Origin of the sequence: Citrobacter sp. FP75, assembly GCF_018342065.1 — a bacterium.
GTDB lineage: Bacteria > Pseudomonadota > Gammaproteobacteria > Enterobacterales > Enterobacteriaceae > Citrobacter.
Window position 1 is genome coordinate 269,406 of record NZ_JAFDOE010000003.1, and the last position, 12,998, is coordinate 282,403.

Genomic DNA, 12,998 nt, shown 5'->3' on the forward strand with positions numbered 1-12,998 from the left:
TAACAAAGCTGACTAAGGTTCAGGCAGAAAGGTCACCAATGAGCTGGATTGAACGAATTAAAAGCAACATTACTCCCACCCGCAAGGCAAGCATTCCTGAAGGGGTGTGGACCAAGTGTGATAGCTGCGGTCAGGTATTATACCGTGCTGAGCTGGAACGTAATCTTGAGGTCTGTCCGAAGTGTGACCATCACATGCGCATGTCGGCGCGCAATCGCCTGCATAGCCTGTTAGATGAAGGTTCTCTTGTGGAACTGGGTAGCGAGCTTGAGCCGAAAGACGTGCTGAAGTTTCGTGACTCCAAGAAGTACAAAGACAGACTGGCTTCTGCGCAGAAAGAAACCGGTGAAAAAGATGCGCTGGTGGTAATGAAAGGCACGCTTCACGGTATGCCGGTTGTTGCTGCCGCATTCGAGTTCGCGTTTATGGGCGGCTCCATGGGTTCTGTGGTTGGCGCACGTTTCGTCCGTGCCGTTGAGCAGGCGCTGGAAGACAACTGTCCGCTGATCTGCTTCTCCGCTTCTGGCGGGGCGCGTATGCAGGAAGCGCTGATGTCGCTGATGCAGATGGCTAAAACCTCTGCTGCGCTGGCAAAAATGCAGGAACGCGGTTTACCGTATATTTCAGTACTGACCGACCCAACCATGGGCGGTGTTTCAGCAAGCTTCGCGATGCTGGGCGACCTGAACATTGCTGAACCGAAAGCACTGATCGGCTTTGCCGGTCCGCGCGTTATCGAGCAAACCGTACGTGAAAAACTGCCGCCGGGATTCCAGCGCAGTGAATTCCTGATTGAAAAAGGCGCTATCGACATGATCGTTCGCCGTCCGGAAATGCGCCTTAAGCTGGCAAGCGTTCTGGCGAAGCTGATGAATCTTCCTGCGCCGAATCCGGATGAGCCGAGTGAAGGCGTAGTGGTACCTCCGGTACCCGATCAGGAAGCAGAGGCCTGATAATTTACTCTATGGATTTCGAGTTGCAGCCAACGTATCTGCAACTTGAAAAATGACGGGTAAAAAAGGGCAGAGCCACAGGCGCTGCCCTTTTGCTTTTATTAACGTAACGAATCTACAGGCATCATGGACAATAAACGTATTCCCCAAGCCGCGTCGCCCCTGGCGTCGTGGCTTTCTTATCTGGAAAACCTGCACAGTAAAACCATCGATCTCGGCCTTGAGCGCGTAAGCCAGGTCGCGGGCAAACTGGGCGTGCTGAAACCTGCGCCGTTTGTTTTCACGGTGGCGGGTACTAACGGTAAGGGTACGACCTGCCGTACGCTGGAATCCGTACTGACAGCGGCGGGATATAAAGTCGGGGTGTACAGTTCTCCTCATCTGGTGCGCTACACGGAGCGCGTGCGCGTGCTGGGGGGGGAACTGCCGGAATCAGCACATACCGCCTCATTTGCCGAGATTGAAGCCGCACGCGGCGACATTTCCCTGACCTACTTTGAATACGGTACGCTGTCGGCGCTGTGTCTGTTTAAGCAGGCTCAGCTTGATGTCGTTATTCTGGAAGTCGGCCTGGGCGGGCGTCTTGATGCTACCAATATTGTCGATGCTGATGTTGCCGTCGTCACCAGTATTGCGCTTGATCATACTGACTGGCTGGGGCCGGATCGCGAAAGCATCGGCCGTGAGAAGGCCGGGATCTTCCGTGCAGAAAAACCGGCTATCGTCGGCGAACCGGAGATGCCTTACACCATTGCCGATGTGGCACAAGAGACCGGGGCTATTTTGCAGCGCTGTGGCGTTGACTGGCGCTATGCGGTTACGGAAAGTGACTGGTCCTTTACGGACGGAGACGGTACGCTGATGCATCTGCCGTTACCCCAGGTTCCGCAGCCTAACGCCGCCACTGCGCTGGCCGCGCTGCGGGCCAGCGGACTTAATGTCAGCGAGCAGGCGATTCGTGAGGGGATTGAGCAGGCGATTTTACCGGGGCGTTTCCAGATTGCGAGCGAGTCGCCGCGCGTTATTTTTGATGTCGCGCATAATCCTCATGCAGCAGAATATCTGACCGGACGTCTGAAAAAGTTAGTGAAAAACGGGCGTGTGCTTGCGGTTATCGGTATGCTACATGATAAAGACATTGCCGGTACGTTGGCCTGGCTGAAAAGCGTGGTTAACGTGTGGTATTGTGCGCCCCTGGAGGGGCCACGAGGTGCGACGGCAGAACAACTGCTGGAGCACCTGGGCAACGGTAAGGCGTATGACAGCGTGGCGCAGGCATGGTATTCAGCGCTGGCAGAGGCTAAACCAGAAGATACCGTGTTGGTGTGTGGATCGTTTCACACTGTCGCACATGTCATGGAAGTGATAGACGTGGGGAGAAGCGGTGGCGAGTAAGTTTCAGAATCGATTAGTCGGCACGATTGTGCTGGTGGCGCTCGGGGTGATTGTGCTTCCCGGGCTGCTTGACGGGCAGAAAAAACATTATCAGGATGAGTTCGCGGCTATTCCGTTGGTACCTAAACCCGGCGACCGTGATGAGCCGGATATGATGCCTGCAGCAACGCAGGCGCTGCCGACGCAACCGCCGGAAGGTGCAGCAGAAGAGGTGCGTGCGGGTGATGCCGCTGCGCCGTCGTTGGATCCGTCGCGCATGGCGACGGCAAACAGCGCTGAGTTCGATCCTATACCTGCGCCTGTTGAACCACCGAAGCCTAAACCGAAGCCGCAGCCTGTTGTTGCTACACCTGCGCCGGCACCGACTCCGGCCCCGAAACCGGTCGTCGAAGAAGCCCCGGCCCCGACCGGTAAAGCGTATGTTGTGCAACTCGGTGCGCTAAAAAATGCGGATAAGGTCAATGAGATCGTGGGCAAACTTCGTGGCGCTGGCTTCCGGGTATTTACTTCCCCGTCAACACCAGTACAGGGTAAAATAACCCGTATTCTCGTTGGGCCTGACGCCTCCAGAGATAAGTTGAAAAACTCGCTTGGCGAACTGCAGAAGATCTCCGGCTTGAGTGGGGTAGTGATGGGTTACAGCCCGAACTAAGTTAGGGTTGCCAGATGGCGATGCTCTGCGTCTTATCATGCCTGGAGTGTCGCTGTTTTGTAGGCCGGAAAAGGTGTTTACACTGCCATCCGGTAGTGCCCGAAGAGGCAAAAAGTCAGATGGCGTTGAAGATTTTTTCAGCGCCATTTTTATTTACGCGTGGAAAGGAAATCCCTACGCAAACGTTTTCTTTTTCTGTTAGAATGCGCCCCGAACAGGACGACAGGGCGTAAAATCGTGGGACACATATGGTCTGGATTGATTACGCCATTATCGCGGTGATTGGTTTTTCCTGTCTGGTTAGCCTGATCCGTGGCTTTGTTCGTGAAGCATTATCGTTGGTGACTTGGGGTTGTGCTTTCTTTGTCGCCAGCCATTACTACACTTACCTGTCTGTCTGGTTTACGGGCTTTGAAGACGAACTGGTTCGAAATGGGATTGCTATCGCGATACTGTTTATCGCGACGCTTATCGTCGGTGCTATCGTTAACTTTGTGATAGGCCAACTGGTGGAGAAAACAGGTCTGTCGGGTACCGACAGGGTGTTGGGGATCTGCTTCGGTGCTCTGCGAGGAGCGTTGATCGTCGCCGCCATACTGTTCTTTCTCGATACGTTTACCGGTGTGTCGAAAAGTGAAGACTGGAGTAAGTCGCAGCTGATCCCGCAGTTCAGTTTCATCATCAGATGGTTCTTTGACTATCTGCAAAGCTCGTCAAGTTTCTTGCCCAAAGTATAAATTTTGGGTCGTTGCTGAACGAGGAAAAGACGTATGTGCGGTATTGTCGGTATCGCCGGTGTTATGCCGGTAAACCAGTCGATTTATGACGCGTTAACGGTGCTCCAGCATCGTGGCCAGGATGCCGCTGGCATCATTACCATTGATGCCAACAACTGCTTCCGTTTGCGAAAAGCGAATGGAATGGTGAGCGACATTTTTGAAGCTCGCCATATGCAGCGTTTGCAGGGCAATATGGGCATCGGGCATGTGCGTTACCCAACGGCTGGCAGCTCCAGCGCCTCCGAAGCTCAACCTTTTTACGTCAACTCACCGTACGGTATCACGCTTGCCCACAACGGCAATCTGACCAACGCCCATGAGCTGCGTAGAAAGCTGTTCGAAGAAAAGCGCCGTCACATCAACACCACTTCCGATTCAGAAATCCTGCTGAATATTTTTGCCAGCGAGCTGGATAACTTCCGCCATTACCCGCTGGAAGCGGACAATATTTTTGCTGCTATTGCGGCAACCAACCGCCAGATCCGCGGCGCTTATGCCTGTGTGGCGATGATTATCGGTCACGGCATGGTCGCCTTTCGCGATCCGAACGGCATCCGTCCGCTGGTGTTGGGCAAGCGCGATATCGGTGATGGCCGTACCGAGTATATGGTGGCCTCCGAGAGCGTGGCGCTGGATACGCTGGGCTTTGAATTCCTGCGCGATGTTGCACCGGGTGAAGCGGTCTATATTACCGAAAAAGGTAACTTGTTTACCCGCCAGTGTGCCGATAATCCGGTCAGCAATCCGTGCCTGTTCGAGTACGTTTACTTTGCGCGTCCGGACTCCTTCATCGACAAAATTTCCGTCTACAGCGCTCGCGTGAATATGGGCACTAAGCTTGGCGAAAAAATTGCCCGTGAGTGGGAGGATTTGGACATCGACGTGGTGATCCCCATCCCAGAAACCTCGTGCGACATCGCGCTGGAAATTGCCCGTATTCTCGGCAAACCGTACCGCCAGGGCTTTGTGAAAAACCGCTACGTGGGCCGTACCTTTATCATGCCGGGCCAGCAGTTACGTCGTAAATCTGTGCGCCGTAAGCTGAATGCCAACCGTGCGGAATTCCGTGATAAAAACGTGCTGCTGGTAGATGATTCCATCGTGCGCGGGACCACCTCAGAACAGATTATCGAGATGGCGCGTGAGGCCGGAGCGAAGAAGGTGTATCTGGCCTCCGCTGCGCCGGAAATCCGCTTCCCGAACGTTTACGGCATTGATATGCCGACGGCGACGGAGCTGATTGCTCATGGCCGCGAAGTTGACGAGATCCGCCAAATCATTGGCGCTGACGGTCTTATCTTCCAGGATCTGAACGATCTGATCGAAGCCGTCCGCGCTGAGAACCCGGAAATTCAGCAGTTTGAATGTTCTGTGTTCAACGGCGTGTACGTTACTAAAGACGTTGACCAACAGTATCTTGATTTCCTTGATTCCCTGCGTAATGACGACGCCAAAGCGGTATTGCGTCAAAACGAAGCGGAAAACCTCGAGATGCACAACGAAGGTTAATGCTCACCTTCAGGCAAGGGCGCGAGTGGTGCCCTTGCTTGCAACTCCCCGCAAAATCCTGCAAAGTCAGCCCTGAAACAAGAAAGGGCGATTAAACATGAAACGACTCATCATTGGTATTTCTGGCGCCAGCGGTGCAATTTACGGCGTGCGGCTGTTACAGGTTTTACGTGACGTTGCCGATGTGGAAACCCATCTGGTGATGAGCGCGGCGGCGCGGCAGACGCTGGCGCTGGAAACGGACCTCTCTGTACGCGACGTGCAGGCATTGGCCAATGTGAATCATGACGCGCGCGATATCGCCGCCAGTATTTCATCCGGTTCATTCCAGACGGCAGGGATGGTCATTCTGCCTTGTTCAATTAAAACGCTTTCCGGCATTGTCCATAGTTATACCGATGGGCTGCTGACCCGTGCGGCCGACGTGGTGCTGAAAGAGCGCCGTCCGCTGGTGCTGTGCGTACGTGAAACGCCGCTGCATCTGGGGCATCTGCGACTGATGACGCAGGCGGCTGAAATAGGCGCGGTGATTATGCCGCCGGTTCCGGCGTTTTATCATCGTCCTCAGACGCTGGATGATGTGATTAATCAAACGGTTAATCGCGTACTCGACCAGTTCGACATCACGCTTCCGCAGGATCTCTTTACTCGCTGGCAGGGGGCATAAGCCGCTCCGCCTGCGTGCGTATCTGCATTCATTGCCCTGTTTCAGGGCAATTTTGTAACCGCGATCATATCCTCAACATTTAATTCGTTAAAACTCAACGAAACGCTGCGGTTCAACCGTCAGACCTGCTATCTTCAAAATCAGGACAATATTGCAACGTTTTATTAACATATTTAACGTCGAATATCCTCATCGACGCGAAAATGGCATAAGACCTGCATGAAAAAGTCTGCAAACACACAACACAACGTAAAACATAATAAAATTATGCCACTTGAGGGTTATGTATGAAGAAGACGGTACTTGCTTTGTCTTTGCTGGTAGGACTTTCCGCAACCGCGGCCAGCTACGCAGCGCTTCCGCAGACAGTTCGTATTGGTACAGATACCACCTACGCCCCATTCTCCTCTAAAGATGCCAAAGGCGATTTTGTCGGCTTTGATATCGATCTCGGAAATGAGATGTGTAAGCGTATGCAGATTAAATGTACCTGGGTTGCCAGCGACTTTGATGCGCTAATCCCCTCCCTGAAAGCGAAGAAAATCGATGCCATCATCTCCTCGCTTTCCATCACCGAGAAGCGCCAGCAAGAGATCGCTTTCTCAGACAAACTTTACGCAGCAGACTCGCGTCTGATTGCCGCGAAAGGTTCACCGATCCAGCCCACTCTTGATTCGCTGAAGGGGAAACATGTTGGCGTACTGCAAGGCTCCACCCAGGAAGCCTACGCCAATGACACCTGGCGCAGCAAAGGCGTGGATGTGGTGGCCTATGCCAACCAGGATCTTATCTATTCTGACCTGACAGCAGGGCGTCTGGATGCCGCGTTGCAGGACGAAGTCGCAGCCAGCGAAGGGTTCCTGAAACAACCGGCAGGTAAGGACTACGATTTTGCGGGCCCTTCGGTAAAAGACAAAAAATATTTTGGCGACGGAACCGGGATTGGTTTGCGCAAAGATGATGCTGAGCTGAAAGCCGCGTTTGATAAAGCGCTGGGCGAGCTGCGCAAAGACGGTACCTACGACAAAATGGCGAAAAAGTATTTTACCTTTAATGTCTACGGTGATTAATACGCCGATAGGGAAATGGACTGCACCATTGGGGTTAACCATTACGGTGCATAATCATTGCAGTGCACTGTTTTGGTGCCTTTATCGCTGACTTAATGAGCATGATTGCATAGTTAAGCGCTTTTCATGCAAAAAAATACCGCCGACAGGGTAGAATACTTTGCCTTGTCGGCCTGATTAATGGCACGATAACTGCACCTGGTCCTGTAAAGATCCCCTATAAAAGACAGTCTGTTGAGGATAGTTATGAAAAAACTGGTGTTGTCTCTTTCTCTGGTTCTGGCTTTCTCCAGCGCTACCGCAGCCTTTGCAGCTATTCCGCAAAAAGTGCGTATCGGTACCGATCCCACTTATGCCCCGTTTGAGTCGAAAAATGCGCAGGGTGAATTGGTTGGTTTTGACATCGATCTGGCGAAAGAACTCTGCAAACGCATTAATACACAGTGTACCTTCGTTGAGAACCCGCTTGATGCGCTGATCCCTTCGTTAAAAGCGAAGAAAATCGACGCTATTATGTCTTCGCTTTCGATCACTGAAAAACGTCAGCAGGAAATCGCCTTTACCGACAAGCTTTATGCAGCAGACTCTCGTCTGGTGGTCGCTAAAGATTCCGCTATCCAGCCGACCATTGAGTCGCTGAAAGGCAAGCGTGTCGGTGTACTTCAGGGCACAACTCAGGAAACGTTCGGCAACGAACACTGGGCGCCTAAAGGTATTGAAATTGTCTCCTATCAGGGGCAGGACAATATCTATTCTGACCTGACGGCAGGCCGTATTGACGCCGCGTTCCAGGATGAAGTTGCGGCCAGCGAAGGTTTCCTGAAGCAGCCGGTAGGCAAAGATTACAAATTCGGCGGCCCGTCTGTGAAAGATGAGAAACTGTTCGGAGTAGGTACCGGTATGGGGCTGCGCAAAGACGATAACGAACTGCGCGAAGCACTGAATAAAGCGTTTGCAGAAATGCGCGCTGACGGGACTTACGAGAAGCTGGCGAAGAAGTACTTTGATTTTGATGTTTACGGCGGTTAATCCCCCCGTTTTTTGATAAAGCCCGCTCCCTCCTGCGACTGCGGGAGGGAGAAAAGAGGCCTAGAGCTACCACACACGACAGGACAGGCAGCATGTTGTATGGCTTTTCAGGTGTAATTTTACAGGGCGCAATTGTGACGCTTGAGCTGGCTCTCAGCTCAGTGGTGCTGGCGGTTCTGATAGGTCTTGTCGGCGCGGGAGCAAAGCTGTCGCAAAGCCGGGCAATGGGGCTTATTTTCGAAGGGTATACGACGCTGATCCGCGGGGTACCCGATCTCGTCTTAATGTTGCTCATCTTTTACGGGTTACAAATCGCACTTAACGTCGTTACTGACGCTGTCGGTATCAGCCAGATTGATATCGATCCGATGGTGGCGGGGATTATCACGCTCGGTTTTATCTACGGGGCCTATTTTACCGAAACGTTCCGTGGCGCGTTTATGGCGGTTCCCAGAGGCCATATTGAAGCGGCGACGGCGTTCGGTTTTACCAGCTCACAGATTTTCCGTCGGATTATGTTTCCGGCGATGATGCGCTACGCGCTGCCGGGAATTGGTAATAACTGGCAGGTCATCCTGAAGGCGACGGCACTGGTTTCACTGCTCGGCCTGGAAGACGTGGTGAAAGCGACACAGCTTGCCGGGAAGAGTACCTGGGAGCCGTTCTATTTTGCCGTGGTGTGCGGGGTTATCTATCTGGTGTTTACCACCGTGTCTAATGGTGTGCTGCTGTACCTTGAGCGCCGCTACTCCGTGGGTGTGAAGAGGGCTGACCTGTGATTGAGATTATTCAGGAGTACTGGAAATCCCTGTTGTGGACCGACGGCTATCGTTTTACCGGCGTGGCGATCACCCTGTGGTTGCTGATCTCATCCGTGGTGATGGGCGGGATTTTGGCGTTGTTTTTAGCGATTGGTCGCGTATCCAGCAATAAGTTTATCCAGTTTCCCATCTGGCTATTTACCTATATTTTTCGTGGGACGCCGCTTTACGTTCAACTACTGGTGTTTTATTCCGGAATGTACACGCTGGAGATCGTCAAAGGGACGGACCTCCTCAACGCGTTTTTCCGCAGCGGGCTGAATTGCACCGTGCTGGCATTAACGCTGAATACCTGCGCTTATACCACCGAGATCTTTGCCGGGGCTATACGTTCGGTGCCTCACGGTGAGATTGAAGCCGCGCGTGCCTACGGCTTTTCATCCTTCAAAATGTATCGCTGCATTATTTTGCCTTCCGCACTGCGTATTGCACTGCCTGCGTACAGCAATGAGGTTATTTTAATGCTGCACTCCACGGCGTTGGCCTTTACGGCGACGGTGCCGGATTTGTTGAAAATTGCCCGCGATATCAACTCGGCGACCTACCAGCCGTTTACCGCCTTCGGTATTGCAGCCGTGCTGTATTTGATGATTTCGTATGTCCTGATCAGTCTGTTCCGTAAAGCGGAAAAACGCTGGTTGCAGCATGTAAAACCTTCGACGCACTGAGAACATCATGTCTGAAAATAAATTAAACGTTATCGATTTACACAAACACTACGGCGAACATGAAGTGCTGAAAGGGGTATCGCTGCAGGCTAATGCGGGCGATGTTATCAGTATTATTGGTTCGTCAGGTTCCGGTAAAAGTACCTTTCTGCGCTGCATTAACTTTCTCGAAAAACCCAGCGCTGGGTCGATTGTGGTCAGTGGTCAGAATATTGGTCTGGTGCGCGACAAAGACGGCCAGCTTAAGGTGGCGGACAAAAATCAGCTGCGTCTGCTGCGCACGCGCCTGACCATGGTCTTTCAGCACTTTAACCTGTGGAGCCACATGACGGTGCTGGAAAACGTCATGGAAGCGCCCATTCAGGTGTTGGGGCTGAGCAAGCAGGAAGCCCGCGAGCGCGCGGTGAAATATCTGGCAAAAGTGGGTATCGATGAACGCGCGCAGGGTAAATATCCGGTGCATCTGTCCGGTGGTCAGCAGCAGCGTGTCTCCATTGCGCGCGCGCTGGCGATGGAGCCTGAGGTGCTGCTTTTTGATGAACCGACGTCAGCCCTTGATCCTGAGCTGGTGGGTGAAGTGCTGCGCATTATGCAAAAACTGGCCGAAGAGGGGAAAACCATGGTGGTCGTCACCCACGAAATGGGATTTGCCCGTCATGTCTCCACGCACGTAATTTTCCTGCATCAGGGGAAAATTGAAGAAGAAGGCAATCCGGAGCAGGTCTTCGGTAATCCGCAAAGCCCACGTTTACAACAGTTCCTTAAAGGATCGCTGAAGTAAGCGAGTGATTGCCTGGCGGCGCGTCGCTTGCCGGGCTTACGACTTGCTGCACCCCAGACGATAAACCCAGTCGTCATAACGCACACCGTTCACTTCATACGCTTGCTCAAGCACCTGGGTTCGCACAAAGCCGGTCTTCTCCAGTATGCGCACGGAGCCTTTATTGTCTGCCAGTACGTAGGCGTTGATTGCCGTTACGCCAACGTGCTGAAAGGCATAATCGCATACCGCGCGCACCGCCTCGCTGGCGATACCTTTTCCCTGTGCCTGTGGAATGATGACGTAACCAATGTCGGCTTCCTGCGGATAAAGATGGCTAATCTGTAAGCCAATATCACCCAGCGGGGTCGCGTCATGATGTTGGCGGATGACGAAAGTATGTGCCGCATTCAACCGTCGGGCGAACAGCAGGCGCGTTTCTTTTGCCGGGGAGATATCGCCCATAAAACGCATAATGTCCGGACTTTCGCGCAGCCGCAGGAAAAACGGCCAGTCAGTCGGTTGAAACGGGGAGAGGGTAAGTCGCGGGGTGGTAATTATCGCCATAAATTCGCCATTACAGAAGTCAGGTCTATAACCTTACCACCGTAATGGCGACAGTAAACAGCAATCGGACTTATCGAATGACGTCGGCCAGCGCTTCCTCTAAGTCATACCAGCGAAACGCAAAACCGGAGGCTTCCAGCCGCTTAGGTAATGCGCGCTGACCGCCAAGGACCAGCACTGAGGATTCCCCCATCAGCAACCGCATAGCCGTGGCGGGAACGCGTAAGATGGCGGGGCGATTCAAAGCATGACCCAGCGCATGGGCAAATTGTTCGTTACGCACCGGGTATGGTGAGACCATATTGAATGGACCGCGCAAATCGTTATCCAGCAGCCAGATGATCGCGTTGACCATATCATCAATATGGATCCAGGCCAGATACTGACGCCCGTTGCCGATGGGACCGCCCAGACCAAGGCGAAACGGTGGGACCATTTTCCCCAGGATCCCGCCCGCCGGTGCCAGCACGACGCCGGTACGCAGCAGGCAGACGCGCGTGTTATCGCTTTGCGCAGCGCTGGCAATTTGCTCCCAGCGGGCGCACAGCTTGTGGGTAAATTCGTTGTGCGGAGGGTCTTCCTCCGTGACAACCACTTCGCCCAGATCGCCGTAGTAGCCCATTGCGGAACCGGAAATTAACACCGCCGGCGGTGCATCGCTGGCCTTGATTAAATCGACCAGTTTCTGGGTTATTCCCCAACGACTCTGGCACAGACGTTCCTTTTGCTCAGTCGTCCAGCGCTTATCGGCGATAGGCTCGCCGGCAAGGTTTACGATAGCGTCGATGCCATTGAGGTTGGGTCTGCCCTCCAGCCCTTTCCAGAGTGTAACCCGGGAGTCCAGAATCTGGCTGGCCTTATCAGGGGTGCGTGTCACCACGGTTATCTGATGTCCCAGTTCCAGCAGGCGGGGGATCAAATGGCGTCCAATCAGGCCAGTACCGCCGGTAATCAGAATCTGCATATCGCCTCCCGGATAGTGGTTATCGCTGCCAGCTCAGCGTCATGGACACGGAGTCGGCGTAGCGTAATGCGTGAAGTTTGTCGATCTCCACTTCAGCATAAGTGACCCAGTGATGTTCACGTGCGATATCGAGCACATCCTGGGTTAATTTTTCCAATAATGAGAAGCGGTTATTCTCTACGTGCGAAATAATGTTTTTGGTGATAGTGCGATAATTCAACGCATCGTTGATATCTTCGCTGGATCGGGCTTTGTCTGCCGGGTAGTGAATGGCGATGTTAATGACGATATCCTGGCGGTTCAGGATCTCCTCTTCTTTGATGCCAATAAAAGTGCGCAGACGAAGGTTTTTTATACGAATAATCGCGTCAGGTTGTGACATTGCAGGTTTCCTCCATGTATGAACCTCTGCATGATACACGAGAACCGAATTACGTTACCTCTTCTCACTCTGGGTGTGCTGCAAAGCACGTTCTGTGGCGGGCCGCGTACGAATGCGTTCGTACCAGTTATTGACCGCCGGATAATTGTCGAGATCGATGCGCTGGCGCTGATGGGCATTAATCCACGGCCAGCAGGCAATATCCGCAATGCTATAGTGATCGCCACCCAGCCAGGGGGATATTTCCAGACGTTTGTTCATCACGTTGTACAGCCGCTGGGTTTCAACCTGATATCGCTCAATGGCGTAAGGGATGGTCTGGGGGGCGAAGTGATTGAAATGGTGATTCTGGCCCAGCATGGGACCCAGACCGCTAACCTGCCAGAACAGCCACTGCAGCGTGGTATGGCGTTCGCGTAATTCGCCGCTGAGCAGCTTGCCGCTCTTCTCCGCCAGGTAGAGTAAAATTTCACCCGACTCAAACAAGCTAAGCGGCTTACCGCCGTCTTCCGGGGTGTGATCAACAATGGCCGGGATTTTATTATTTGGCGAGATTTGCAGAAAATCCGGGTGAAATTGATTCCCTTTGCTGATATCGATATGAATCAGGCGGTATTGCAACTGCGCTTCTTCGAGGAACAACGTGATTTTGTGACCGTTGGGCGTTGGGGTGTAGTAGAGATCGATCATATTCAGCGTCCGTTGAGTGATGAACCAGGTCATTACAAGTATAGAAAGCCTCCAGATGTACGTGAGTTTTCATCAAGTGACAGGGTAAGAAA

General features: G+C 52.9%; 15 protein-coding genes. 11 read left to right on the forward strand and 4 right to left on the reverse strand.

The genetic code is table 11. The features are described 5' to 3' along the window. The first annotated feature begins 38 nt into the window (after positions 1–38). The 11 genes from accD (at position 39) to hisP (ending at position 10,324) form a co-directional block, all read left to right on the forward strand. Entirely contained in the window at positions 39–953 is a 915-nt protein-coding gene (gene accD / locus JQ822_RS12580; RefSeq protein WP_135321099.1) for an acetyl-CoA carboxylase, carboxyltransferase subunit beta, read from the forward strand. A gap of 126 nt (positions 954–1,079) precedes the next feature. Beyond that, positions 1,080–2,348, forward strand: coding sequence for a bifunctional tetrahydrofolate synthase/dihydrofolate synthase (gene folC, locus JQ822_RS12585; protein WP_213133739.1), 1,269 nt, complete (start codon positions 1,080–1,082; stop codon positions 2,346–2,348). Beyond that, entirely contained in the window at positions 2,338–3,000 is a 663-nt protein-coding gene (gene dedD / locus JQ822_RS12590; protein WP_213133740.1) for a cell division protein DedD, read from the forward strand. Before folC ends, dedD begins: the two co-directional genes overlap by 11 nt. A 248-nt stretch (positions 3,001–3,248) precedes the next feature. After that, on the forward strand, positions 3,249–3,737 hold the full coding sequence (gene cvpA / locus JQ822_RS12595; protein WP_096756345.1) for a colicin V production protein: 489 nt from the start codon (positions 3,249–3,251) through the stop codon (positions 3,735–3,737). Between the two features lie 33 nt (positions 3,738–3,770). Beyond that, on the forward strand, positions 3,771–5,288 hold the full coding sequence (purF, locus tag JQ822_RS12600) for an amidophosphoribosyltransferase (protein WP_213133741.1): 1,518 nt from the start codon (positions 3,771–3,773) through the stop codon (positions 5,286–5,288). A gap of 97 nt (positions 5,289–5,385) precedes the next feature. Next, a complete protein-coding gene (locus JQ822_RS12605; protein WP_213133742.1) occupies positions 5,386–5,955 on the forward strand; it encodes a UbiX family flavin prenyltransferase in 570 nt (189 codons plus the stop codon). A 287-nt stretch (positions 5,956–6,242) separates the two neighbouring features. Then, complete coding sequence (gene argT, locus JQ822_RS12610; RefSeq protein ID WP_135321166.1) at positions 6,243–7,025, forward strand: lysine/arginine/ornithine ABC transporter substrate-binding protein ArgT; 783 nt, start codon at positions 6,243–6,245, stop codon at positions 7,023–7,025. A 246-nt stretch (positions 7,026–7,271) separates the two neighbouring features. Continuing rightward, positions 7,272–8,054: a histidine ABC transporter substrate-binding protein HisJ gene (gene hisJ, locus JQ822_RS12615; protein WP_135321167.1), complete on the forward strand. Its 783-nt coding sequence runs from the start codon at positions 7,272–7,274 to the stop codon at positions 8,052–8,054. 92 nt (positions 8,055–8,146) lie between these two features. Continuing rightward, positions 8,147–8,833, forward strand: a complete 687-nt coding sequence (locus JQ822_RS12620; RefSeq protein ID WP_213133743.1) for a histidine ABC transporter permease HisQ — start codon at positions 8,147–8,149, stop codon at positions 8,831–8,833. Beyond that, positions 8,830–9,543, forward strand: coding sequence for a histidine ABC transporter permease HisM (gene hisM / locus JQ822_RS12625; RefSeq protein WP_096756354.1), 714 nt, complete (start codon positions 8,830–8,832; stop codon positions 9,541–9,543). The genes JQ822_RS12620 and hisM overlap by 4 nt, the downstream gene beginning before the upstream one ends. A 7-nt stretch (positions 9,544–9,550) precedes the next feature. Further along, positions 9,551–10,324 carry a histidine ABC transporter ATP-binding protein HisP gene (gene hisP / locus JQ822_RS12630; RefSeq protein WP_213133744.1) on the forward strand — a complete coding sequence of 258 codons (774 nt, stop codon included), beginning with the start codon at positions 9,551–9,553 and terminating at the stop codon, positions 10,322–10,324. A 36-nt stretch (positions 10,325–10,360) separates the two neighbouring features. Here hisP and JQ822_RS12635 read toward each other — a convergent pair whose 3' ends face one another. The 4 genes from JQ822_RS12635 to yfcG form a co-directional block, all read right to left on the reverse strand. Further along, positions 10,361–10,870 (reverse strand): GNAT family N-acetyltransferase, encoded by a 510-nt coding sequence (locus tag JQ822_RS12635; protein ID WP_213133745.1) that lies wholly within the window; start codon positions 10,868–10,870, stop codon positions 10,361–10,363. A gap of 70 nt (positions 10,871–10,940) precedes the next feature. Further along, entirely contained in the window at positions 10,941–11,834 is an 894-nt protein-coding gene (locus tag JQ822_RS12640) for a TIGR01777 family oxidoreductase (protein ID WP_213133746.1), read from the reverse strand. A gap of 19 nt (positions 11,835–11,853) precedes the next feature. After that, a complete protein-coding gene (gene folX, locus JQ822_RS12645; RefSeq protein WP_213133747.1) occupies positions 11,854–12,216 on the reverse strand; it encodes a dihydroneopterin triphosphate 2'-epimerase in 363 nt (120 codons plus the stop codon). A 54-nt stretch (positions 12,217–12,270) separates the two neighbouring features. Further along, on the reverse strand, positions 12,271–12,906 hold the full coding sequence (yfcG, locus tag JQ822_RS12650; RefSeq protein WP_213134078.1) for a GSH-dependent disulfide bond oxidoreductase: 636 nt from the start codon (positions 12,904–12,906) through the stop codon (positions 12,271–12,273). Positions 12,907–12,998 lie beyond the last annotated feature (92 nt).